Here is a 21,818-nt window from a genome sequence, read left to right as displayed (position 1 = left end):
GGCGGGGGCCGGCACCCCCATGGCATCCCGGCGCAGGCCATCAACCCCGGCGCCTAGGAGGCGGGCGGCGTGGCGGCGGGCAAGGTGAAGGCGAAGCGGGCGCCCGCTTGCTCCCCGCCCTCCGCCGTCGCCGTGTCGATGGTGATACGCCCGCCGTGGGCCTCGATGATGGACCGGCAGATGGGCAGGCCCATGCCCATGCCGCCCTGCTTGGTGGTGAAGAAGCTCTCGAACAGGCGGACCACATGCTCCGGCTGGATGCCGGGACCGCTGTCCTCGACCGTGCAGCGCACGGTCAGCGGGTCGGGCGCCGTGGTGGTGATGGTGATGCGCCGCTCCGGGCTTTCGGCCTGGACCATGGCTTGCATGGCGTTGACGGCCAGATTGACGATGACCTGCTGCAGTTGCGTGCGGTCGCCCAGCACTCGGGGCATGTCGTCCGCCAGATGCTGGACCACGGTCACGGTGCGCGTCAGCACCTCATGGCGCAGGAACAGCAGCGCCTCGGCCACCACGTCGTTCAGCGCCAGCAGGGTATGCTCCGGCGCCTTACGGGCGGCCATGGCCCGGACGCGGGCGATGATGGCGGCGGCGCGCCGCGCGTCGAAGACGATGGCCTCCATCAGCTCGCGCAGCTCAGCCATGTCCGGCTCAGGACGGCCCAGCCAGCGCAGGCCCACGTCGCCATTGGCGGCGATGGCGGCCAGGGGTTGGTTGATCTCATGGGCGATGGAGGCCGTCAGCTCACCCAGCACCGACACGCGCGAGGCGTGGGCGAAATCCGCCTGCACGCTGTTCAGCTTCTCCTGCGCCGTCACCCGCGCCATGTACGCCTCCTTGGTGGCGGTGACGTCGGAGATGGCGCCGATGTAATGCAGGGCGTCCTGCCCGTTGGGCGCCTTGTGGGCCACGGCGCGCACGTGCTTGACTGTGCCACCGGGCAGCAGCAGCCGGTGTTCGATGTCAAAGCCCCGGCCGTCCGCCGCTCCGGCCAGGATGGCGCCGACCATGGCGATGTCGTCGGGGTGCACCCGTTGCATCACCCTGTCCATCGACACCGGTGTCTCTCGATCATAGCCGAAGATGCGGAAGGTCTCGTCCGACCAGTGCAGGTCGCCGGTGGTGACGTTCCAGCCGAAGCTGCCGGTGTGGCTCAGCTTCTGCGCCTCAGCCAGATAGGCGGCCTCGCTGCGGCGCAGCGCGTCGTCCGCCCGCTTGCGCGCGGTGACGTCGGTATGGCTTTCCAGCACCCCCATGGGAGCGCCGCGCCGGTCCCGCTGCACCGACCAGCGCGAAGAGACGATGACCTGCTCCCCCTCCCGGGTGGTGTGGACCAGTTCCCCTTCCCAATGCCCGGTGCCCAGCAGGATCCCGTCGATGTCCGTGGCCCGGGCAGGCAAGGCCGTGCGCAGCAGCGTGTCGACGGTCTTGCCCAGGGCATCCTCGCGGCGCCAGCCGTACAGGTTCTGGGCGCCTTTGTTCCAATAGAGGATGGCGCCATCCAGTCCGCGCACGATGATGGCGTCGGTCGTCAGTTCCAGCAGCTGGGCCTGCCCGCGCTGCACTTCCGCCAGGTGGCGCAGCCGCCGCACCAGGCTGGTGACGGCGAGGGAACTGGCCAGGAAGGCGAACAGGGCGGCGATGTCCTGCGCGTCGGTGACGTTCAGCGTGTAGAGCGGCTGAACGAAGAAATAATTCAGGCACAGGATGGAAAGGATGGAGAAGAAGGCGGAAGAGGCGAAGCTGTCCAGCAGCGACAGCAGGACGATGATCACCAAGAAAAGGGAGGCCACCGTCGTGAAATTCAGATCCAGCAAGAACGATCCCCAGGTCACGACACCCAGAATGGCGCCGCCGAAGCCCCAGAGAACGGCCAATCGCTGAAACTGCGTCAGCTCATCCAGCCGAGTGATGATCAAGGGAAGGCCGCGCGGCGCCGTATCGGAAAGCGCCATTCCTTACTCACGGCCAATGGTCGTGGTCATGCTCACCCTTCACCGGAAACGATGTGCCTGAAAAGTGCGTGCGGCGGCCCCAGCACGACTATAAAGGCTGTTCGGTGCGGGCGCATACCATTATTATCGCCTTTTGGGCAAAGGCGCCATGGTCCGCAAGTAAAGGGTGTTGCGCAGGTGGTCTTGGCACAGTGGGGCCAGGCCTCATTCCGCCAGGGCGCGCTCGAGACACCGGACCAACTGCTGGGTGTCGACCGGCTTCTTGAGGAAGCAGGCGGCGCCTTGGGCGCGGGCCGCTTGCTCCAGATCGTTATCGGGCCGCGCGGTGATGACGATGACCGGGACGGCGTTGTTGTGCCTGGTGATCACGCCGGCCAGGTCAATTCCGTTCATGCCCGGCATCTGAACATCCGTGATGACGCAAGAACAATCTGCCATCACATCCGCCGCCAGAAAGTCTTCCGCCGACAAAAAGCCACGAGCATTATAACCCAGCGATCGAACAAGGCGGACAAGTGCGGTCTGTAGGGACGGATCATCTTCAACGATGGAGATCAATGCCTTGGCTGACTTGGGGTCATCTTTCATCATTTCAGTCATTAGCCAAGCAGACAGTATAGTTTCGATGAATAACTATCGCATGATCCCGCTCGGCCCTGAATAATACTCTGGTGTTAGTGAAGGCTGCGGAGTGAGGCTGGCCCGCAGGAGGTCGGCCATGCGCACCAGGTCGGCATAGCTGCGGGCGCCCATCTTGCGCATGGCGGCACCGCGGTGGATTTTCACCGTGACCTCGCTGAGGCAGAGGTCGGCGGCGACCTGCTTGTTCAGCTTGCCGGTGGTCACCAGCATCATCACCTGCCGTTCACGCGGCGACAGGGTGGCAAATCGATCCCGTACCCGGACGGTGTCGCCCGCCGCCGCCCGCCGCTTGCGGTCGCGGTCTATGGCGGCGGCGACGGCGTCCAGCATGTCCTGGTCGCGGAAGGGCTTGGGCAGGAAATCCACCGCTCCCGCCTTCATGGCGCGCACCGACATGGGGATGTCGCCATGGCCGGTGATCAGCACCACCGGCAGCTGGATACCCATCTCGGCCAGCTGGCTCTGCAGGTCCAGGCCGTTGATACCTGGCAAGCGGACGTCGAGGATGAGGCAACCGGGCAGGTCGGGCAGGGGGGCGTCGAGAAAGGCGCGGGCCGTGGGGTAGGCGCGCGCCTCCAGGCTGACGGAGCGGAACATGCGTTCCAGGGCGCACCGCAACGACTCGTCGTCGTCGATGATGTGGACCATCGCCAGGTCGCTTGCCGTGTCCGCCATGGCCACCCGCTCTCCCAAGGGCGCATTAACTATAATCCGCCGGGGGCCGGTGCGGCATCACACCAAGGTATGGGTTTCGCCCAGGGGTCGCTGGGCGGTGAAGGACGACGGCGTCTCATAGCTGGAAAATCAGGAAGTCTGCCAGACGGCCTGTAAGCCGGGTTCTGTCCTCCGGCCCGTCCCCCCGTGAAGGGGCGGCGGCCGTGGGATGGCCATTCATCTGGGACGCCTGTCGCCAGGCGCCTCGCGCGACCTACCCGGGCGGCGGCTCGGAAGATGCTTTGGCCGGTTGCCCGGCCGTGCCGCCCCTATTCGATCTTGCTCCCGGTGGGGTTTACCGTGCCGCCCCTGTTGCCAGGGGCGCGGTGCGCTCTTACCGCACCCTTTCACCCTTGCCGGCCCCCGATCCCCGAAGGGATGGCGGCGGGCGGTTTGCTTTCTGTGGCACTTTCCCTAGGGTCGCCCCCGCCAGGCGTTACCTGGCACCGTTCTTCCGTGGAGCCCGGACTTTCCTCCCCCCGACGGCTTTCGCCATTGCCGGAAGGCGGCCATCCGGCCGTCTGGCAGGCGGCGACCCTAGGCGCATCGCCTTGGGGATGCAAGCGCCGATCAGCGACCGGCTTGAGCGATCAGGCTATGCAGCCGGCGCACGGTCTCGGCGTCCGCCGGTCGGCCCAGCGCCTCCACATGCCAATGGCGCTGGAAGGCGGTCAGCGTCTCGGCGAAGGATGCGATCGTGAGGTCGTAGCCCAGGCGCGCCAGCAAGGTGGCCACCTGGTCATCGCTTCCGTCCCATGCCGTCCCATGGGGCCCCCTCTCCGGCCACAGCCCGATGCCGGCATCGGCCAAGCCCTGCCAGCCGAACAGCTCGCCAGGGTCCTGCTTGCGGGCGGGCGCCATGTCGGAATGGGCGATGACGTTGCCCGGCGGTATGGGGTGACGGGCTAGGACGCCTCGGCACAGGTCGGCCACGGCCCGCATCTGGGCGGCGGGGAAGGGACGGTAGCCGTACTCGTGCCCCGGGTTGACGATCTCCACCCCGATGGAGCGGCTGTTGACGTCCTGGACGTCGCCCCAGGCGCCCCGACCGGCGTGCCAGGCGCGGCGGTTCTCATCCACCAGCCGCCAGACGGTGCCGTCCTCCTCCACCACATAGTGGGCGCTGACCTCCGCCGCCGGGTCGCACAAGCGGTCCAGGGCGGCCTCGGCCGACACCATGCCGGTGTAGTGCAGCACCAGGATGTCGACGCTGGCTCCCTCCGGCCGGTGGCTGTGGTTGGGGGAGGGGCGGTCACGGAAGGCCATGGTCCTCAACTCGCCGTTCGGGCCGTCACCAGGCGGGGGCGGCGCAGCAGCACCACGCCCACGCCGGCGATGGTCACCAGCGTGCCCGCCGCCAGGTGCCAGGACAAGGGCTCACCCAGCAGGATGACGCCGCCGGCCACGCCGAACACCGGCACCAGCAGCATGAAGGGCATGGTCTGGTTCACAGCGTAGCGCTGCATCAGCGGGAACCACAGCACATAGGCCAGGATGGTGGAGACCAGTCCCATGAACAGGATGGAGGCCCAGGCAGCCGGCGGCGCCGTCTGGATGGCCGCCCATTGCCCGTCCTCGAGCAGGGCGGACATCAGCACCAGTTGAGGCATGGCGAACAGGGCCATGTAGCCGTTCAGCGTATAGGGATCCATGGCCGGCATCCATTTCAGCTGGATGCTGGAAAAGGCGAAGGCCGCGGCGGCCAGCACCACCAGGCCCAGATGGGCGGGATCATCCGTACCGCCGGGATGATAGGCGATGATGCCGACGCCGGCGATGGCCGCCACCATCCCGGCCGCGCGCCGCCAACCCAGCCTGTCCTTGAAGAACACCGCCGCCATGAGCGAGGCGAAGGGCACCTGCAGCTGGATGGCGACGGAGGCGGCGGCGGCGCTGCATCCCATCAGCCCGCTGAACACCAGGGGGAAGTGCAGGCCCCCCAGCACGAAGGAATAGGCCAGCACGGGCCGCGCCTGGGCCCAAGGCAACCGCCGCCAGGGCACCAGCACCAGGGCCACCAGGGTGAAGCGGATGGCCATGGCGGTGATGGGATGGAACTGGCGCAACGCGAACTTGGAAACGGAGAAGTTGATACCCCAGATGGCCACGACGGCCAGCGCGCGCAGGACGTCCAGCGGCCTCACGCGCCGCTCTCCAGTTCCTCCTTCAGCGCTTCCAGTTCCAGCCAGCGTTCCTCGGCCGTGGCCAGGTCCTGGTGGGCCTTGTCCAGGTCGGACGAGGCCTTCTGGAAGGCGGCGGGGTCTCGGGTGTAGAGGGTGGCGTCGGCCAGCTTGGCCTCCAGCTTCTTCACCTGGTCGCCCAGCTTGTCCATCAGGGGCGGCAGCTGGTCCAGCTCGCGCTGTTCCTTGTAGCCCAGCTTGCGCTTGGCCTTCGGGGCCTCCGCCGCCTTGGGTGTTTCTGCCGTCTTGGCCGCGGCACCGGTGGCCGGGGTGCGGGCCGGGCGCTGCACCAGATAGTCGCTGTAGCCGCCGGCATATTCCGCCACCACGCCATTGCCCTCCACCGCGATGGTGGAGGTGACCAGCCGGTCCAGGAAGTCACGGTCGTGGCTGACCAGCAGCAGCGTGCCGGGATAGTCGCTCAGCACCTCTTCCAGCAGGTCCAGCGTGTCCATGTCCAGGTCGTTGGTCGGTTCGTCCAGCACCATCAGGTTGCTGGGCTGGGCGAACAGCTTGGCCAGCAGTAGGCGGTTGCGCTCCCCACCGGAAAGCGCCCGGGTCGGCTGTTCCAGCATGCCGCCGTCGAACAGGAAGTCCCGCATGTAGGAGGCGACATGGCGGGGCGTGCCGCCCACCACCACGCTGTCGCCGCCGAAGGGCAGCAGCACCTGGCGGATGGTCTGGTTGGGGTCCAACTGGGCGCGGCGCTGGTCGAACACCACCGTTTCCAGGTTGGTGCCCCGGCGGATGGTGCCGCTGTCCGGCGCCAGTTCGCCCATCAGCATCTTCAGGATGGTGGTCTTGCCCGCACCGTTGGGGCCGATCAGGCCCACCCGGTCGCCGCGCAGGATGCGGGTGGAGAAGTCGCGGGCGATGACGCGGGTGTTGCCTTCCGCATCCTGGAAGCTCTTGGCGACGTTGGTCGCCTCGATCACCAGCCGGCCTGAGTTCTCGGCGTCCGACACCGCCAGCTTCACTTGACCCTGGCGGTTGCGGTCCGCCCGCTCCTTGCGCAGGCCCTGCAAGGCCCGAACGCGGCCCATGTTGCGGGTGCGCCGGGCGCTGATGCCCTCGCGCAGCCATTTCATCTCCACCGCGATCTTGCGGTCCAGCTTGGCGTAGGCCAAATCCTCGGCCGCGAACACCTCGTCCCGCCAGGCTTCAAACTCGGCGAAGGGGCGTTCCGTCTCACGCATGGTGCCCCGGTCCAGCCACATGGTCTTGCGCGCCAGGGTATTCAGGAAGGCGCGGTCGTGGCTGATCAGCAGCAGCCCGCCGCGGAAGGCCTGCAGCGCTTTTTCCAGATATTCGATGGTGGGCAGGTCCAGGTGGTTGGTCGGTTCGTCCATCAGCAGCACGTCGGGGTCGCTGACCAGGGCCTGGGCGATGGCGGCGCGGCGCGCCTCACCACCCGACAGGGTGGCGGCCGCGCGGTCGCCGGGCAGGTTCAGCTCATCCAGCACCGCCTGCACGCGGTAGGGCGCGTCCTCCACCAGGCCGGCGCTGACGAAGTCCGCCACCGTGGCGTGGCCGCTGAAGTCCGGTTCCTGATGCAGGTAGCCGATGCGGGCACCCGGCTGGATGTAGCGTTCGCCCTTGTCCAGGTCGACGACGCCGGCCAGGGCCTTCAGCAGGGTGGACTTGCCGCTGCCGTTGCGGCCGACCAGGGCGATCTTATCCCCACGGCCGATGGCGACGTCCACGCCCTCGAACAGAATGGTGGCGCCCAGGGTGATGTGGGCGTTCTTCAGGGCGACGATGGGCGGGGTGGGGGCCATGGAAGCGATAAGCTCTAGGGTACGGGTTACTGGGGGGATGCGGGGTTACTGGTGCGGGCCGGCGGGCGCACCGGCCCGCTGGCTCTGGATCTTGTCGTAGGCGGCGTTCAGCGCGGCCGTCTTGCTCGTGGCGACGTCCACGAACTCCGCCGGCAGGCCCTGGGCCATGACGGTGTCGGGATGGTTGTCGCGCAAGGCCTGGCGCCAGGCCAGCTTGATTTCCGCATCGCTGGCGGTACGGGCGACGCCCAGGACGGCGTAGGGGTCGTCCATCGGGTCCTCATACCCGCAGGCGGCACCGCCGTGGATGCGGCGGATGCCTTCGAACGTCGCCTCGGAAATGCCGAAGATGCGGGCGACGTCGGCCAGGAAGGTCAGCTCCGCCGGGTGCAGGCTGCCGTCGGCCGACGCGATGTGGAACAGACAGCCCAGCAAATCCTCCAGCACGGTCGGCCGGTCACGGAACATGCCGGCCAGCTGCCGGGCATAGGGCTCGAACCCGGCGCTGTCGCGCTTGGCCAGGTCGAAGATGCGGCCGACGTTCCGCGCCTCCTCCGCCGGGATCTGGAACACGCGCTTGAAGGCGTCGATTTCCGCCCGGTGCACGACGCCGTCTGCCTTGGCCATCTTGGCGCCCAGCACGATGACGCCGATGGTGAAGGCCATGCTGCGGGTTTGGTCCGGCTGGCCGTCCGCACCCGGGGGTGCTGACGGCTGCGACGCCCAGGCATCGGCGGCATGGCCGGCGGCCACGCCCAGCAACGCGCCCAGCGGGCCGCCAATGGCAAAGCCCGCGACACCCCCCACCACCTTGCCCCAGATGCTCATCGCTTTCAGCCTCGGCCACAGCCGGCCCCACCGGAAGCGGGGGGCCGGGCCGCACCATAGCTGCCCCATCCATTCCCGCCAATGCCCCGAACCGACCGTGATCATGATGTGCGCGTCCTTCAAGCAGGGAAGGACCGGTGCGGGGCCGGCCCTATTGGAAAGACGCCCAGGCCGGTGGAATATTCCCAAAGGCGCCGTCACGCCGCGAACCTGCGGCAAAGGGGGCCAGATGGCCGGGCGGGAATGGGGCCAGCGCTGGTGAGGGTGGCACCATCTTGGTAAAAGGGGGCGATACCAAGGGCCGGCTCGCGGGGGACACGAACGGCCTGGTTGAATAGAAAAGGGGTGCGGTGCCATGACGGAATGGTTCTTCCACAACGGCCAGCAGCAGGCGGGGCCCCTGGATGACGCGGCGGCGCGCAACTTCGCCCGCGCCAATCCGGGCGCCCATTGCTGGCGGGAGGGTTTCACCGACTGGCTGCCCGTGGGCCAGGTGGCGGAGCTGTATGGCGGCACCGCCTCATCCCCGCCGCCCCCGCCCCCGCCGGGTGGTGGCGGCATCTGGGGCGCCTTCGCCGGTGGCGGCAATCCCTTCACCCCGCCGCCGCCCGGCCCGGCCAGCGCCCTGGACTACACCATCCACGGCCATGAGATGCAGTATGTGTCGGTGAGCCTGGCACCCGGCGACAGCGCCATCGCCGAGGCAGGCGCCCTGCTGTACAAGGACGCCAGCGTGGACATGAACACCATCTTCGGTGACGGTTCCAGCCGCGACGGCGGCAGCGTGCTGGACCAGCTGTGGGGGGCGGGCAAGCGGGTGCTCTCCGGCTCCACCCTCTTCACCACCGTCTTCACCCAGCGTGGCAGCGGTCCGGGCACGGTGGCCTTCTCCGCCCCCTATCCCGGCACCATCTCGGCCCTGAAGCTGTCGGACTACGGCGGGCGCCTGATCTGCCACAAGGACAGCTTCCTGGCGGCGGCGCGCGGTGTCGCCATCGGCATCTACTTCCAGCGCCGCATCCTGACCGGCCTGTTCGGCGGCGACGGTTTCATCATGCAGAAGCTGGAAGGCGACGGGATCGTCTTCATCCACATGGGCGGCACGCTGGTGGAACGCACGTTGCAGCCGGGGGAGGTCATCCACGTGGACACGGGCTGCCTGGCCGCCATGACCGCCGACATCGATTTCGATGTCGAGCAGGTGGGCGGCATCAAGTCCATGCTGTTCGGTGGCGAGGGCCTGTTCTTCGCCCGCCTGCGCGGCCCCGGCAAGGTGTGGCTGCAAAGCCTGCCCTTCTCCCGCCTGGCCGGCCGCATGCTGGCCTCCTCCCTGGTGGGAACCCGGGAAGAGGGGGGTGTGTTTGGCGCCATAGGCAACATCCTCGACAAGCGCTGACATGGCGGGGTCCGAGGGGATTTGGGTAAACTCCGCCCCTCACCAGCCTGGAGAGCATCGAAATGACCCTTGAAGCCAAACAGGGCACCCGCACCGAGACCGACAGCTTCGGCCCGTTGGAGGTGCCGTCCGACCGCTACTGGGGCGCCCAGACCCAGCGGTCCCTGGGCAACTTCAAGATCGGGGGGAGCGCATGCCGCCGGCCCTGGTCCACGCCCTGGGCATCCAGAAGCAGGCGGCGGCCCAGGCCAATGTGAAGCTGGGCGAACTGGACGAGGCGCTGGGCCGCGCCATCATCCAGGCGGCGGCGGAGGTGGCGGCCGGCAAGCTGGACGACCACTTCCCCCTGGTGGTGTGGCAGACCGGTTCCGGTACCCAGACCAACATGAACGCCAACGAGGTCATCTCCAACCGTGCCATCGAATTGCTGGGCGGGGAGATGGGGTCCAAGAAGCCGGTGCACCCCAACGACCATGTGAACCGGGGCCAGTCGTCCAACGACAGCTTCCCCACCGCCATGCACATCGCGGCGGCGGTGGAACTGCACCGCACCCTGGTGCCGGCGCTGGAGCATCTGCGCGACGCCCTGGCCGCCAAGGCTGACGCGTTCAAGGGCATCGTCAAGATCGGCCGCACCCATCTGCAGGACGCCACACCCCTGACCCTGGGCCAGGAATTCTCCGGCTACGCCCAGCAGCTGGCCTATGGGGTGGAGCGGGTGAAGGGGGCGCTGCCGGCGCTGCTGCGCCTGGCCCAGGGCGGCACGGCGGTGGGCACGGGCCTGAACGCCAAGAAGGGCTTTGATGCCGCCTTCGCGGCCGAGGTGGCGGACCTGACCGGCCTGCCCTTCGTCACCGCCCCCAACAAGTTCGAGGCGCTGGCGACGCATGACAGCCTGGTGGAGGTGTCGGGCGTGCTCAACACCCTGGCGGCCTCGCTCATGAAGGTGGCGAACGACATCCGCCTGCTGGGCTCCGGCCCCCGCTGCGGCATCGGGGAGCTGAGCCTGCCGGAGAACGAGCCCGGCAGTTCCATCATGCCCGGCAAGGTCAACCCCACGCAGTCGGAGGCCATGACCATGGTGTGCGCCCAGGTGATGGGCAACCACACCACGGTGACCATCGCCGGCGCCACCGGCCATTTCGAGCTGAACGTCTTCAAGCCCGTCATCATCTACAACGTGGCCCAGTCGATCCGCCTGCTGGCCGACGCCGCCGTCAGCTTCACCGACAACTGCGTGGTGGGCATCACGGCGAACGAGGACCGCATCGCCAAGTCGCTGCACGAAAGCCTGATGCTGGTGACGGCCCTGAACCCGCACATCGGCTATGACAAGGCCGCCAAGATCGCCAAGAAGGCCCACGCCGAAGGCACCACCCTGAAGGCCGCCGGCCTGGCCTTGGGCTTCCTGACCGAGGCGGAGTTCGACGCCTGGGTGAAGCCTGAGGACATGATCCATCCCAGCTGAGATCCGGGATCGGGCAAGGAGAGCTAAATTCCTCTTGCTACGGTTCCTGATTTATGCCTTGATTGTTCTTAATTTGTTCTTTCGCGGACTCAGCGATGGAGGACGATATGGCCGGCGCGTTTCAATGGGGGCATCTGGATCAGACCAGCATCGTGGCCGACATGGCCACCGCCGTGGCGGTCTACGCCAACCCCCGCGATGAGATCGTCATCCGCCGCCAGGGCGGTTTCGATGCCGAGGACGACGTGGTGGTCGTGCCGTTGAAGGTGGCCGAAGCCCTGCTGCGCCGCATGGAAAACCTGATCCGTGAGATCAGGGCGGAGACGGCGCTGAGCTGAGGCTCATCCTTGCTCAGCGTCCACCCGACGCTCGGCGATCAATTCATCGGCCAAGCTGCGGTCAGGTGTCCCGTATTGCTTGGCCAACTGCTGCACACGCATTACCACTGCTGCAATCGCTTCACGGTCCAGGCGCGTTTGGGATGGGGTGGTGACTTTTTCATCGTCAGCTGACATGCCGCCGATAGTGCCATCAATACCTGTGAGGAGTCTCGTAAGCCGCAAGGCTTTACAGTCCTAGCGCCGCCAGCAGCGCATCGAATGCCGTGTCCACCTCTTCCACCCGTTCCACCCTTGGCACCGCCGTCAAGGGGATGCCGGGGGCGAAGCGGGCGAGGGTGGCAAGTGTCTCGGTCATGGGCACGGTGGCGCCGGGGGTGGCGCTGACGACGACGGCGGCGACGGTCAGGCCCCGACGAGCCAGCACGTCCAGGGCGGTCAGGGTGTGGCTGAGGGTGCCGAGATAGCTGCCGGTGACCAGCAGCAGGGGCAGGTCCAGCGCCACCATCCAGTCCAGCACCGTGCGGCTGTCGTCCAGCGGCACCATGGCGCCGCCCACGCCCTCCACGAACAGCGGAGCGGCGGCGAAGGCCGCCTTTTCCCGGCACCATTCGATCATGCCGTCCACGTCCAGCGGTCGGCCCTCGCGCGCGGCCGCCATGTCGGGCGAGAGCGGCGCGGCGTAGCGGTGCGGGCTGATGCGCGCCACCTCGGCCGGGGTCACCGGCCGGCCCATGGCGGCCAGCAGCTGGGCGGGGTCGCTGGCTGCCAGGCTGGCGGCATCCTCCAGATCGATCCCGCTGACCACGGGTTTCAGGGCGGTGGCGGCGATGCCCCTGGCGCGCAGGCAGCGTACCAGGCCAGCGGTGACGAAGGTCTTGCCGATGTCGGTGCCGGTGGCGGTGACGAAGAAGGCGGGGACGGTCATTCGGGGTTCTCGACACTCTTGAGCGGCAGCACGCGATCGCGGATCAGGCCAGCCAGGCGCTCGATCTCCGCGTCCGGTGTGCGGGCGGTGAAGGTGACGCGCAGGCGGGCGGTGCCGGCCGGCACGGTGGGTGGGCGAATGGCGGCGACCAGCAGGCCCTCCTCCTCCAGCAGGCGCTGGGCCTGCAAGGTGACCTCGGCGGCGCCCAGCACGATGGGCACGATGGGGCTTTCGGCGGCGGGCAGGTTCAACAGGGCGGTGAAACGCCGGGCCTTGGCCAGGGGCAGGGCGCACAGATCGGGATCACCCTGGATGATGTCCAGGGAGGCGATGGCGCCGGCCACCGTGGCGGGCGGCAGGCCGGTGGAATAGATCAGGGTGCGGGCGCGGGTCTTCACCAGGTCGATGACGGCCCTGTCGCCGCAGAGATAGCCGCCATAGCCGCCCACCGCCTTGCTCAAGGTGCCCATCTGCAGGGGTACCTGCGGCTTGTCGCCGAAGGCGAAGCTGGAGCCCCGGCCCTGCGCCAACACGCCGATGCCGTGGGCGTCGTCGGTCATCAGCCAGGTGTCGTGCTGCGCGCACAGGCTGGCCAGGGCGGGCAGGGGGGCGAGATCCCCGTCCATGGAAAAGACGCCGTCCGTCACCAGCAGGGCGCGGCCATGGCGCGGCCGGTAGGTGGCCAGCACCTGGGCGGCATGGTCCACATCGTTATGACGGAAGATGCGCAGGGTGGCGCCTGACAGCTTGGCGCCGGCCCAGATGCAGGCGTGCGCCAGTTCATCCACCACCACCAGATCTTTTGGCCCCACAAAGGTGGGGATGATGCCGGCGTTGGCCAGATAGCCGGAGCCGAAGACGCAGGCCGCCTCCGTCCCCTTCAAGGACGCCAGCTTCTGCTCCAGCACGGTGTAGAGCGGGTGGTTGCCGGTGACCAGGCGCGAGGCGGCGGCCCCCACGCCGTACCGTTCCACCGCCGCCACGGCGGCCGCCTTCACCCGGGGGTCGTGGGCCAGGTTCAGGTAGTCGTTGCAGGAGAAGGACAGCAGGCGCCGGCCGCCGCAGGTGATCCACAGACCGCCCTCGCCATCGCGGTCGCTGTCCACCAGCCGGCGGCGCAGCGAGGCGGCGTCCATCTCGGCCAGCTTGGCCTCGGCGAATTCGGTCAGGGACTGCATGGGCGCGCCATTCATTGAAGAAGTCGGCCGGAGCTTAGCCGCAAGAGTCCGCGATACGCGTGCGAAAGTGCGGCGCCTGGGTTGCGGGCGTCAAATTCCGTGCCCATCTCAGCCTACGGATGCGCTTGGGCTGTTGCTCACCCTGTTTTGATGCGCGGGCGTGAAGAGGGGTCACCTTTGGCTGAGGAAGAGCCCCGTTTGGCGGAACGCCTGAACGATTGGTCCTGGCTGTTCGAGATCGTCGGCCAGATCGTGATCTCAATTCTTGAAACGGTGTTCAAGGCGCTGGTCTAGCGCTGTCGCGCAATCATCTGTCGCGCACGGCATGTCGGCTCTCACCAAGTTTCCCCGAGATCCCCCGGCAGCAGGCGCCGCCCCGGTTTTTCTTGACCGGTCTCCGCCGCTGCCGTTAGGTGCGGGCTGGCCTTGAGCTTCGGCCCGGCCCCGGTATCGCCCCCGGTATTCCCAAGGAAACGCACCCGTGACCGCCATCGACATCAGCCGCCCCGCCGCCGCCTTTACAGACAATAGGGGCACCCCGGCCCTGGAGAGCGACGACGTGCGCACCGATTGGACGCGCGCCGAGATCCAGGCGCTGTTCGACATGCCCTTCACCGAGCTGGTGTTCCAGGCCGCCGCCGTCCACCGCCGCCGCTTCGACCCCACCCAGGTCCAAATCTCGACCTTGCTGTCCATCAAGACGGGCGGTTGCCCGGAGGATTGCGGCTACTGCTCGCAGAGCGCGCACCATGAGACGGGCCTGAAGGCGTCCAAGCTCATGGAGGTGCAGAAGGTGCTGGCGGAGGCCAAGGCCGCCAAGGATGCCGGGGCCAGCCGCTTCTGCATGGGGGCCGCCTGGCGGTCGCCCAAGGACCAAGACCTGGAATTGGTCTGCGCCATGGTCGAGGGCGTGAAGGCGCTGGGCATGGAATCCTGCGTCACGCTGGGCATGCTGAACGCCGGCCAGGCCCTGCGCCTGAAGCAGGCGGGCCTGGACTACTACAACCACAACATCGACACCTCGCCCGAGTACTACGGCAACGTCATCACCACCCGCACCTACCAGGACCGGCTGGACACCCTGGCCAACGTGCGTGAGGCCGGCATCAACGTCTGCTGCGGCGGCATCGTCGGCATGGGTGAGGATCTGACCGGACCGCGTGGGCATGATCCACACGCTGGCCACCTTGCCGCAGCATCCCGAAAGCGTGCCGATCAACATGCTGATGAAGGTGGATGGCACGCCCCTGGGCGGCAAGGACGCGCTGGACGCCATCGATTTCGTGCGCACCATCGCCGTGGCCCGCATCACCATGCCGGCCTCCATGGTGCGTCTGTCGGCTGGCCGCGAGGGCATGAGCGACGAGACCCAGGCCCTGTGCTTCCTGGCCGGCGCCAACTCCATCTTCTATGGGCCGAAGTTGCTGACCACCGCCAACCCGGTGGCCGACCATGACAAGCAGCTGCTGGCACGCCTGGGCATGACCACCATGGATGCGGTGGAAGAGGGCAGCGCCGATGAGGATCACGCCCACCACGCCGCGGATGCCTGCTCCGGGGCGTGTGGCCACTGATCATGGGCACACATGGATCGTTTCCTGACCGGAACGATTGGTTTCAGCGGGGCGGCCAGCACATCTGGCTGCCCTACACCCAGATGAAGACGGCCTTGCCGCCCCTGCCCGTGGTGGCGACGGAGGGGGTGCGCCTGACCTTGGCCGATGGCCGGCGGTTGGTGGACGGGGTGGCCAGCTGGTGGACGGCCTGCCACGGTTACAATCCCCCCCACATCCGCGAAAAGGTGGCCGAACAGATGGCGCGCATGCCGCACGTCATGTTCGGCGGCCTGGCGCATGAACCGGCCTATACCCTGGCCGCCCGCCTGGCTGCCATGCTGCCGGGCGACCTCAACCGCGTCTTCTTCTGCGACAGCGGCTCCGTCTCCGTCGAGATCGCCATGAAGATGGCGACGCAGTACTGGCTGAACCGGGGCGTGCCCGGCCGCACCAAACTGGCGGCGTTCCGCGGCGGCTATCACGGCGACACCATCGCCACCATGGCGGTGTGCGACCCGGAAGAGGGCATGCACAGCCTGTTCTCAGGCCTGCTGCCCGAACATCTCATCCTGGACCTGCCGGTGGATGAGGAGAGCACGGCGCGGTTCGAGCGCGACTTGGCCGCCCACGCCCACACCCTGTCCGCCATCCTGGTGGAACCGCTGGTCCAGGGGGCGGGCGGCATGCTGTTCCATGACGCTCAGGTGCTGCGCACCCTGCGTGCCGCCGCTGACCGCCACGGCCTGCTGCTGATCTTCGATGAGATCTTTACCGGCTTCGGCCGTACCGGCACGATGGTCGCGTGTGAGGCCGCCGGCGTGGTGCCGGACATCCTCACCTTGTCCAAGGCCCTGACCGGCGGCACCATGGCCCTGGCCGCCACCGTGGCCAGCGACCGGGTGTTTCAGGCATTCTGGTCGGACAACGCACAGGCGGCCCTGATGCACGGCCCCACCTATATGGCCAACCCCCTGGCCTGCGCCGCCGCCAACGCCTCCCTCGACCTGTTCGAGAGCGAACCCAGGCTGGATCAGGTGACCGCGATCTCCCAGGGTCTGGCGGCGGGCCTGGAGCCGTGCCGTGACCTGCCCGGCGTGACGGACGTGCGCACCCTGGGCGCCATCGGCGTGGTGGAGCTGGAGCGCATCGCCGACATGAACGGCCTGAAGCGGCGCCTGATCGACCGGGGCGTCTGGGTGCGGCCCTTCGGCCGCGTCGTCTACCTCACCCCGTCCTACACCATGGACGCCGACGACTTGGCCTTCCTGACCCGGGCCGTGGTCGACGCCGTGACCGAGCATCAGCGAGCCACCGCATGACCCTGCGCAAGCGTTCCGTCCTGATCGCCGGCCACCCCACCAGTGTCACGCTGGAGGAACCGTTCTGGGAAACGCTGAAGGACATGGCCGTGGCCCGCAGCCTGTCGATCAACGCCCTGGTGGAGGAGATCGACGGCAACCGCGACGGCAACCTGTCCAGCGCGCTGCGCGTCGCGGCGCTGCTGTGGGTGAAGGGGCGAATCCCCGCCTGATCACCCGACTGGCACCAGCGTCACCAGCTTCACATCCGTCTGCCCCGCCAAGGTGAAGGTCAGCTGCTCATAGCGCAGGGGGCCGTCGGTGGGGTGGTGGAAGGCGCGCTCGCCACCGGCGCGGGCGGTGACGGCGTGGGTGTGCCAGAGGTCGGTGAACAGGGGGCTGCGCTGGCTGAGGTCCACCACCAGGGCCCGCATGCCGGGGTCATTCAGGTGGTGGCTGTAGTCCACGCGGAACTCCGCCACCACGCGCCGCGCCCGTTCCGCCCAGTCTGGGATCAGGGCCTGGGCGGCGGGGGCCAGGAACAGGTAGCGCAGTTGATTGCGATCCTCGCCGTGATCCAGCCAGCCGATGAACAGGCGGGCCGCCGCCGCGTTCCAGGCCAGGGCGTTCCATTGCCGGTCCAGCAGATAGGCCGGGTGTGGGATGCCCCGGACCAGGGCGTCCAGCGCTGCCGGCACCGGCACGTCATCCCCGGCGGCGGCCCCGTCCGGGTCGCGCTTGCCTGCCAGGTCGAACAGATAGGCGCGCTCCGCCGCCGACAGGCGCAGGGCCACCGCCAGGCGTGCCAGGGCGCCGGGGGAGATGGAGACGTCGCGGCCCTGCTCGATCCAAGTGTACCAGGTGACGCTGACGCCGCTCAGCTGCGCCAGCTCCTCTCGCCGCAGGCCGGGCGTGCGGCGGCGGGGCCCGGGCGCCAGGCCCAGGGCCGCCGGTGCCAGCCGTTCGCGTTGCGCCCGCACGAACTCCCCCAGCTCGCGCCGTTTCGAGGTGTCCAGGATGTCCATGGGCGCGGGCCTTTAAGGTAAGGTGGTAGCGATTTATACCAGTACAAACCTGGATCTGGTACCAGTTTAAAGTTCTGTCACCCTGGCGCTCCACCCCGCCGAATCGGGGCAGCTTTGACCAAGAAACGGAGTAGGGAATGACCACCCAGCACGCGCCTCAAACGCTTGGCCAAACATCCGTGGGCCGCGACACATCCGTGGGCCGCGACCAGGAATCGCTGGTGGCTGGCCAATTCGGGCCGCAGGCCGCCGCCTATGTCGCCAGCGCCGTCCACGCCCAAGGTGAGGATTTGCGCCAACTGGCCGACCTGGTGGCGGGCAAGGGCTATAAGACGGCGCTGGACCTGGGATGTGGCGGCGGGCATGTCGCCTTCACCGTGGCGCCGTACGTGGGCCAAGTGGTTGCCTGCGACCTGTCGCCCGACATGCTGGCCGCCGTGGCGGCGGAGGCCGGGCGGCGCGGCCTGACCAATGTCGAGACGCGGGTGGGCCGTGCCGACGCCGTGCCGGCAGGTGATGCCCAGTTCTGCGCCGTCTTCAGCCGCTACAGCGCCCACCACTGGCCGGACCTGGCGGCGGGCTTAAGGGAGGCGCGGCGGGGGATGAAGCCGGGCGGCATCGCCGTCTTCATGGACGTGGTGACGCCCGGCCACCCGCTGCTGGACACCTTCCTGCAGTCGACCGAGCTGCTGCGCGACCCATCGCACGTGCGCAATTACTCGGTGGCGGAATGGCGGGCGGCGCTGGCTGGCGCGCGGTTCGAGGTGGGCCGCGTGACGCAGCGGCGCCTGCGCCTGGAGTTCACCAGCTGGATCGCGCGCATGGACCCGCCGGACAGTCATGTCGCGGCCATCCGCTCCTTGCAGGGGCGCATGGCCGACACCGTGACGCGCCATTTCGCCATCGAGGCCGACGGCACCTTCACCCTGGACACGGCCACGTTCGAGGCCGTTCCCGTCTAGCTTTTGAAGAACGCGGCGGCGGCGTTCAGCGAGGCTTGCTTGGCTTTGATGGCGTCGTCCACCCGCGCGATCTCAGCCTCCAGGCTGTTGCGGTATTCGCGCAGTTCCCCCACCGACAGGCGGGCGATGTCCAGGAAGCTGCTGGGGCGGCTCGGCGGCGGGGCGATGTCGTCGGTGTCCATGGGGCGGCTGCCTTATCCTGTGGAGGGCTGGCCCTCCAGCGTGTCGGTTGTCACTGTGCCGCCGGGGGCCTACATGGTGCAAGACCCCAAGCGGCGAGGAGCCATCCCCCGCCGGATGTAAGAAGCGGAGATCCTGGAAGCCATGCGCGCCATCGCCATCACCCAACCCGGCGGTCCCGAGGTCCTGAAGCCCATCGAGCGGCCGACGCCGCGGCCGGGCCCGGGTCAGATCCTGATCCGGGTGGCCGCCGCCGGCGTCAACCGGCCGGACTGCCTGCAGCGCGCCGGCCACTACCCGCCGCCGCCCGGCGCGTCCGACCTGCCGGGCCTGGAAGTGGCGGGCACCGTGGCAGGACTGGGCGAAGGAGTGGCGGGCTGGACCGTGGGCGACGCGGTCTGCGCCTTGGTCAACGGTGGCGGCTATGCCGACCACGCCGTGGCGCCGGCCGGCCAGTGCCTGCCCGTGCCGGTGGGCTACAGTATGGTGGAGGCGGCAGCCCTGCCGGAAACCTTCTTCACCGTCTGGACCAACGTCTTCGACCGAGGCCGGCTGGCGGCGGGGGAAAGCTTCCTGGTCCATGGCGGCACCAGCGGCATCGGCACCACGGCCATCCAGTTGGCCAAGGCCTTCGGCGCCCGTGTCTTCGCCACCGCCGGTGGCCCGGACAAGGCCAAGGCTTGTGAGGAGATCGGCGCCGACCGCGGCATCGACTACAAGGCGGAGGATTTCGTCGCCGTGGTCAGGGAGGCCACCGGCGGGCGGGGCGTGGACGTCATCCTGGACATGGTGGGCGGCGACTATGTGCCACGCAACATCGACGCCCTGGCCGACCAGGGCCGCCACGTCACCATCGCCTTCCTGCGCGGGGCCAAGGTGACGCTGAACATGACCCCGGTGATGACCAAGCGCTTGGTCCTAACCGGGTCCACCCTGCGGCCGCGCACGGTGGAGGAGAAGGCCGGCATCGCCGCCAGCCTGCGGGAAAAGGTGTGGCCGCTGCTGGCGCAAGGGCGGGTCCGCCCGGTCATTTACAAAACCTTCGCCCTGGACGACGCGGCGGCCGCGCACGCGCTGATGGAAAGCAGCGCCCATGTCGGCAAAATCATTCTGACGGTTTAAGGCCGCGACCAGCCCGCGACAAGTGGGGCGGGGACCATAAAAAGGCGTGGCCTCGCCCGTCGCGTGCCTCTATATAGCTCATGTACGCGTCACAGTTTTCCGTCCGGCTGCGTGGGGCCTTCAGCCCGCGCGACGGGCGGATATTGCTTTTCGCGACCTTGTTCACGGGTTTTGATGCGTGTTGGCGGGACGTTCCGCCACGGGTTAGGAGGAAGCATGGCACTGCCCTTGATGCCGAAGGCGACCGCGGTCTGGTTGGTTGAGAACACCGCGCTGTCCTTTGAGCAGATCGCCGAATTCTGCGGCATGCACTCGCTTGAAGTGCAGGCCATCGCCGATGGCGAGGTGGCGATCGGCATGGTCGGGCGCGATCCGGTGGGCAACGGCGAGTTGACCAAGGATGAGATCGAGCGCTGCGAGAAGAACCCGGACCTGAAGCTGCAGATTCGCATCCACGACCTGCCGCAGCCGATCGCGCGCGCCAAGGGCCCGCGCTACACCCCGGTGACCAAGCGCGGCGACAAGCCCGACGGCATCGCCTGGCTGCTGAAGAACCATCCGGAACTGTCGGACGCCGCCATTTCCCGCCTGATCGGCACCACCAAGCCGACCATCGCCGCGGTGCGCGACAAGACCCACTGGAACACCAGCAACATCAAGCCGCGCAGCCCCGTGCTGCTGGGCCTGTGCAGCCAGCGTGAGCTGGAGGCGGCGCTGTCGCGCGCCCGCCGTGGCCTGCCGGAGCCGGAGCTGGAGACCACCACCCTGCTGGAAACCGCCGAGGACCGCGCCTTGGCTGCTGAGCAGGCGGCCCTGGAGGATGAGGAACACGAGGAGATCGAGGATTGATCCTCTGATCCCTTTCTTCAAGTGAATGAAAAGGGCGGCCCCAAGCGAGGCCGCCCTTTTTCCTTTCGCGCCCACCCCACCGGCATGAGGATGTCATGCCGGTTTGAGGCAAACGGCATCAAGCAGCACTCGGCCAGTCCGTGTAGCCCTTGGCGCCGCCGCCGTAGAAGGCTTCCTGCGGGGCCTGGGCCAGGGGCGCGCCGGTTTTCAGGCGATGCACCAGGTCGGGGTTGGCGATGAAGGGCCGGCCGAAGGCGACCATGTCGGCCCGCCCCTCGGCGATGGTGCGGGCCGCGAGGTCGCGGTCATAGCCGTTGTTAGCGATGTAGCCACCCCCGAACTTCTTGCGCAGGGACTGGAAGTCGAAGTTCTGGGCGCCATTGGGGCCGCGCGTCTGGCCTTCCACACAGTGCAGGTAGGCCAGGTTCAATTCACCCAGCCGCTCCGCCAGGAAGCCGTAGGTGCCATTGGGGTCGCTGTCCAGCGGGGTGTTGCCCGCCGCCTGGGTGATGGGCGACAGGCGCACGCCCACGCGGTTCGGCCCCCAGATCTCGGCCACGGCCTGGGCCACCTCCACCGTCAGGCGGGTACGGTTCTCCACGCTGCCACCATAGCGGTCGGTGCGGTGGTTGGTGCTGTCGCGAATGAACTGCTCCAGCAGGTAGTTGTTGGCCGAGTGCACCTCGACCCCGTCGAAGCCGGCGGCCTTGGCGTTGCGGGCGGCGTTGCGGTAGTCGTCGATGATGCCGGCGATCTCCGCCGTTTCCAGGGCGCGGGGCGGGGAGGGCTGGGCGAAACCGCCCTCGATATAGGTCTCGCCGCCCGCCTGCAGGGCGCTGGGCGCCACCGGGGCGGCCCCGCCCTCCTGCAGGCTGGCGTGGGAGATGCGGCCCACATGCCACAGTTGCAGCACGATATGGCCGCCGGCCTGGTGCACGGCGTCCGTCACCGCTTTCCACGCCGTCACGTGTTCGGGCGTGTAGATGCCGGGCGTGTAGGCGTAACCGCGCCCCTGGCGCGAGATGTTGGTGGCCTCGGTGATGATCAGGCCGGCGGTGGCGCGCTGGCGGTAATAGTCCACGGCCAGCGGCGTGTGCACCCCGTCCATGCCGGCGCGGGCCCGCGTCAGGGGCGCCATGGCGATGCGGTTGGCGACGGGAATGGCGCCGATATGGGCGGGCGCGAAAAGATCGGGAGTTGTGGTCATGATTGAACCCGTTCCTTCAGGGGATGCCTTGATGGCTTGGGAGGGGACTATGGGGGGAGAGGCCGCGGCCGATGGTTAACCGGCACGCCATGAACATAGGTCCGCAAGGGCGCCGCTTTTAGCCCGCCGTCGTGACATGACCCTTCGCGATCGGGAAATAATGGCGGGTTCGTCCCGAGCGCCGTCGATTTATCCAAAACAATTCCGGTGGACG

At 68.2% G+C, this 21,818-nt stretch carries 21 protein-coding genes, 1 other RNA gene and 2 pseudogenes; 10 read left to right on the top strand and 14 right to left on the bottom strand.

Features of this window, described 5'->3' with window-relative positions:
• Positions 1 to 53: 53 nt before the first annotated feature.
• The 8 genes from UAA55_RS26215 to UAA55_RS26180 all read right to left on the bottom strand — a co-directional run bounded on the left by UAA55_RS26215 (position 54) and on the right by UAA55_RS26180 (position 8,097).
• Positions 54 to 1,955 carry an ATP-binding protein gene (locus UAA55_RS26215; RefSeq protein ID WP_322956449.1) on the bottom strand — a complete coding sequence of 634 codons (1,902 nt, stop codon included), beginning with the start codon at positions 1,953 to 1,955 and terminating at the stop codon, positions 54 to 56.
• 204 nt (positions 1,956 to 2,159) lie between these two features.
• Positions 2,160 to 2,546, bottom strand: coding sequence for a response regulator transcription factor (locus UAA55_RS26210; protein WP_322956448.1), 387 nt, complete (start codon positions 2,544 to 2,546; stop codon positions 2,160 to 2,162).
• A 42-nt stretch (positions 2,547 to 2,588) separates the two neighbouring features.
• Positions 2,589 to 3,272: a response regulator transcription factor gene (locus UAA55_RS26205; protein WP_322956447.1), complete on the bottom strand. Its 684-nt coding sequence runs from the start codon at positions 3,270 to 3,272 to the stop codon at positions 2,589 to 2,591.
• Between the two features lie 137 nt (positions 3,273 to 3,409).
• Positions 3,410 to 3,836, bottom strand: an RNA gene (gene rnpB / locus UAA55_RS26200) — RNase P RNA component class A.
• A 45-nt stretch (positions 3,837 to 3,881) separates the two neighbouring features.
• Positions 3,882 to 4,577 (bottom strand): N-acetylmuramoyl-L-alanine amidase, encoded by a 696-nt coding sequence (locus UAA55_RS26195; protein WP_322956446.1) that lies wholly within the window; start codon positions 4,575 to 4,577, stop codon positions 3,882 to 3,884.
• Positions 4,578 to 4,582: 5 nt separating this feature from the next.
• A complete protein-coding gene (locus UAA55_RS26190) occupies positions 4,583 to 5,455 on the bottom strand; it encodes a DMT family transporter (RefSeq protein ID WP_322956445.1) in 873 nt (290 codons plus the stop codon).
• Positions 5,452 to 7,269 (bottom strand): ATP-binding cassette domain-containing protein, encoded by a 1,818-nt coding sequence (locus tag UAA55_RS26185; protein WP_322956444.1) that lies wholly within the window; start codon positions 7,267 to 7,269, stop codon positions 5,452 to 5,454. The genes UAA55_RS26190 and UAA55_RS26185 overlap by 4 nt, the downstream gene beginning before the upstream one ends.
• A gap of 45 nt (positions 7,270 to 7,314) precedes the next feature.
• Complete coding sequence (locus tag UAA55_RS26180) at positions 7,315 to 8,097, bottom strand: TerB family tellurite resistance protein (RefSeq protein WP_322956443.1); 783 nt, start codon at positions 8,095 to 8,097, stop codon at positions 7,315 to 7,317.
• Positions 8,098 to 8,452: 355 nt separating this feature from the next.
• Between UAA55_RS26180 and UAA55_RS26170 the strand changes: the two genes are divergently transcribed.
• The 3 genes and pseudogenes from UAA55_RS26170 (at position 8,453) to UAA55_RS26160 (ending at position 11,299) form a co-directional block, all read left to right on the top strand.
• Entirely contained in the window at positions 8,453 to 9,493 is a 1,041-nt protein-coding gene (locus UAA55_RS26170) for an AIM24 family protein (protein WP_416235226.1), read from the top strand.
• Positions 9,494 to 9,555: 62 nt separating this feature from the next.
• A pseudogene (gene fumC, locus UAA55_RS26165) lies at positions 9,556 to 10,961 on the top strand (class II fumarate hydratase).
• 107 nt (positions 10,962 to 11,068) lie between these two features.
• The gene (locus UAA55_RS26160; protein ID WP_145611522.1) at positions 11,069 to 11,299 is read left to right on the top strand and encodes a hypothetical protein; all 231 of its coding nucleotides are present in this window, start codon (positions 11,069 to 11,071) and stop codon (positions 11,297 to 11,299) included.
• Positions 11,300 to 11,302: 3 nt separating this feature from the next.
• On the opposite strand, the gene UAA55_RS26155 is transcribed toward UAA55_RS26160, so the two are convergent.
• Genes UAA55_RS26155 through UAA55_RS26145 form a run of 3 tightly spaced genes read right to left on the bottom strand, consistent with a single transcriptional unit; the run spans position 11,303 to position 13,405 of the window.
• On the bottom strand, positions 11,303 to 11,476 hold the full coding sequence (locus tag UAA55_RS26155; protein WP_322956442.1) for a hypothetical protein: 174 nt from the start codon (positions 11,474 to 11,476) through the stop codon (positions 11,303 to 11,305).
• Between the two features lie 52 nt (positions 11,477 to 11,528).
• Positions 11,529 to 12,227, bottom strand: coding sequence for a dethiobiotin synthase (gene bioD, locus UAA55_RS26150; protein WP_322956440.1), 699 nt, complete (start codon positions 12,225 to 12,227; stop codon positions 11,529 to 11,531).
• Positions 12,224 to 13,405 carry an aminotransferase class I/II-fold pyridoxal phosphate-dependent enzyme gene (locus UAA55_RS26145; protein WP_322956439.1) on the bottom strand — a complete coding sequence of 394 codons (1,182 nt, stop codon included), beginning with the start codon at positions 13,403 to 13,405 and terminating at the stop codon, positions 12,224 to 12,226. Before UAA55_RS26145 ends, bioD begins: the two co-directional genes overlap by 4 nt.
• A 604-nt stretch (positions 13,406 to 14,009) precedes the next feature.
• On the opposite strand from UAA55_RS26145, the pseudogene UAA55_RS31420 reads away from it, so the two are divergent.
• From UAA55_RS31420 to UAA55_RS26130, 4 genes and pseudogenes are all read left to right on the top strand, one after another.
• A pseudogene (locus tag UAA55_RS31420) lies at positions 14,010 to 14,492 on the top strand (radical SAM protein); the annotation flags it as partial.
• Positions 14,493 to 14,571: 79 nt separating this feature from the next.
• Positions 14,572 to 14,979 carry a biotin synthase BioB gene (locus tag UAA55_RS31415; RefSeq protein ID WP_416235225.1) on the top strand — a complete coding sequence of 136 codons (408 nt, stop codon included), beginning with the start codon at positions 14,572 to 14,574 and terminating at the stop codon, positions 14,977 to 14,979.
• A gap of 2 nt (positions 14,980 to 14,981) precedes the next feature.
• Positions 14,982 to 16,280 carry an adenosylmethionine--8-amino-7-oxononanoate transaminase gene (locus tag UAA55_RS26135; RefSeq protein WP_322956438.1) on the top strand — a complete coding sequence of 433 codons (1,299 nt, stop codon included), beginning with the start codon at positions 14,982 to 14,984 and terminating at the stop codon, positions 16,278 to 16,280.
• Positions 16,277 to 16,492, top strand: coding sequence for a ribbon-helix-helix domain-containing protein (locus UAA55_RS26130; protein ID WP_322956437.1), 216 nt, complete (start codon positions 16,277 to 16,279; stop codon positions 16,490 to 16,492). Before UAA55_RS26135 ends, UAA55_RS26130 begins: the two co-directional genes overlap by 4 nt.
• Here UAA55_RS26130 and UAA55_RS26125 read toward each other — a convergent pair whose 3' ends face one another.
• Positions 16,493 to 17,284: a helix-turn-helix transcriptional regulator gene (locus UAA55_RS26125; protein ID WP_322956435.1), complete on the bottom strand. Its 792-nt coding sequence runs from the start codon at positions 17,282 to 17,284 to the stop codon at positions 16,493 to 16,495.
• 137 nt (positions 17,285 to 17,421) lie between these two features.
• On the opposite strand from UAA55_RS26125, the gene UAA55_RS26120 reads away from it, so the two are divergent.
• Positions 17,422 to 18,246: a class I SAM-dependent methyltransferase gene (locus UAA55_RS26120; RefSeq protein WP_322956433.1), complete on the top strand. Its 825-nt coding sequence runs from the start codon at positions 17,422 to 17,424 to the stop codon at positions 18,244 to 18,246.
• Here UAA55_RS26120 and UAA55_RS26115 read toward each other — a convergent pair.
• A complete protein-coding gene (locus UAA55_RS26115; RefSeq protein ID WP_040847295.1) occupies positions 18,243 to 18,428 on the bottom strand; it encodes a DUF1192 domain-containing protein in 186 nt (61 codons plus the stop codon). The genes UAA55_RS26120 and UAA55_RS26115 overlap by 4 nt on opposite strands.
• Positions 18,429 to 18,570: 142 nt before the next feature.
• Here UAA55_RS26115 and UAA55_RS26110 point away from each other — a divergent pair, with 142 nt between their 5' ends.
• The gene (locus UAA55_RS26110) at positions 18,571 to 19,548 is read left to right on the top strand and encodes an NAD(P)H-quinone oxidoreductase (protein WP_322956431.1); all 978 of its coding nucleotides are present in this window, start codon (positions 18,571 to 18,573) and stop codon (positions 19,546 to 19,548) included.
• Positions 19,549 to 19,764: 216 nt separating this feature from the next.
• Positions 19,765 to 20,397 (top strand): DUF1013 domain-containing protein, encoded by a 633-nt coding sequence (locus UAA55_RS26105; protein WP_145617282.1) that lies wholly within the window; start codon positions 19,765 to 19,767, stop codon positions 20,395 to 20,397.
• Between the two features lie 118 nt (positions 20,398 to 20,515).
• On the opposite strand, the gene UAA55_RS26100 is transcribed toward UAA55_RS26105, so the two are convergent.
• Positions 20,516 to 21,604, bottom strand: a complete 1,089-nt coding sequence (locus UAA55_RS26100; RefSeq protein WP_322956429.1) for an alkene reductase — start codon at positions 21,602 to 21,604, stop codon at positions 20,516 to 20,518.
• Positions 21,605 to 21,818: the final 214 nt, after the last annotated feature.

The organism is Nitrospirillum guanabarense, assembly GCF_034653355.1.
Classification (GTDB): domain Bacteria; phylum Pseudomonadota; class Alphaproteobacteria; order Azospirillales; family Azospirillaceae; genus Nitrospirillum.
The sequence above is the reverse complement of the archived record's forward strand: the minus strand, read 5'-3'. Positions and strand labels throughout refer to the sequence as shown.

Bases quoted from the DNA above. Each gene is read 5' to 3' on its own strand.
- UAA55_RS26215 (WP_322956449.1), bottom strand. From the start codon at position 1,955: ATGGCGCTTTCCGATACGGCGCCGCGCGGCCTTCCCTTGATCATCACT.
- UAA55_RS26210 (WP_322956448.1), bottom strand. From the start codon at position 2,546: ATGATGAAAGATGACCCCAAGTCAGCCAAGGCATTGATCTCCATCGTT.
- UAA55_RS26205 (WP_322956447.1), bottom strand. From the start codon at position 3,272: ATGGCGGACACGGCAAGCGACCTGGCGATGGTCCACATCATCGACGAC.
- UAA55_RS26195 (WP_322956446.1), bottom strand. From the start codon at position 4,577: ATGGCCTTCCGTGACCGCCCCTCCCCCAACCACAGCCACCGGCCGGAG.
- UAA55_RS26185 (WP_322956444.1), bottom strand. From the start codon at position 7,269: ATGGCCCCCACCCCGCCCATCGTCGCCCTGAAGAACGCCCACATCACC.
- UAA55_RS26180 (WP_322956443.1), bottom strand. From the start codon at position 8,097: ATGAGCATCTGGGGCAAGGTGGTGGGGGGTGTCGCGGGCTTTGCCATT.
- UAA55_RS26170 (WP_416235226.1), top strand. From the start codon at position 8,453: ATGACGGAATGGTTCTTCCACAACGGCCAGCAGCAGGCGGGGCCCCTG.
- UAA55_RS26160 (WP_145611522.1), top strand. From the start codon at position 11,069: ATGGCCGGCGCGTTTCAATGGGGGCATCTGGATCAGACCAGCATCGTG.
- UAA55_RS26155 (WP_322956442.1), bottom strand. From the start codon at position 11,476: ATGTCAGCTGACGATGAAAAAGTCACCACCCCATCCCAAACGCGCCTG.
- bioD (WP_322956440.1), bottom strand. From the start codon at position 12,227: ATGACCGTCCCCGCCTTCTTCGTCACCGCCACCGGCACCGACATCGGC.
- UAA55_RS26145 (WP_322956439.1), bottom strand. From the start codon at position 13,405: ATGCAGTCCCTGACCGAATTCGCCGAGGCCAAGCTGGCCGAGATGGAC.
- UAA55_RS31415 (WP_416235225.1), top strand. From the start codon at position 14,572: ATGATCCACACGCTGGCCACCTTGCCGCAGCATCCCGAAAGCGTGCCG.
- UAA55_RS26135 (WP_322956438.1), top strand. From the start codon at position 14,982: ATGGGCACACATGGATCGTTTCCTGACCGGAACGATTGGTTTCAGCGG.
- UAA55_RS26130 (WP_322956437.1), top strand. From the start codon at position 16,277: ATGACCCTGCGCAAGCGTTCCGTCCTGATCGCCGGCCACCCCACCAGT.
- UAA55_RS26125 (WP_322956435.1), bottom strand. From the start codon at position 17,284: ATGGACATCCTGGACACCTCGAAACGGCGCGAGCTGGGGGAGTTCGTG.
- UAA55_RS26120 (WP_322956433.1), top strand. From the start codon at position 17,422: ATGACCACCCAGCACGCGCCTCAAACGCTTGGCCAAACATCCGTGGGC.
- UAA55_RS26115 (WP_040847295.1), bottom strand. From the start codon at position 18,428: ATGGACACCGACGACATCGCCCCGCCGCCGAGCCGCCCCAGCAGCTTC.
- UAA55_RS26110 (WP_322956431.1), top strand. From the start codon at position 18,571: ATGCGCGCCATCGCCATCACCCAACCCGGCGGTCCCGAGGTCCTGAAG.
- UAA55_RS26105 (WP_145617282.1), top strand. From the start codon at position 19,765: ATGGCACTGCCCTTGATGCCGAAGGCGACCGCGGTCTGGTTGGTTGAG.
- UAA55_RS26100 (WP_322956429.1), bottom strand. From the start codon at position 21,604: ATGACCACAACTCCCGATCTTTTCGCGCCCGCCCATATCGGCGCCATT.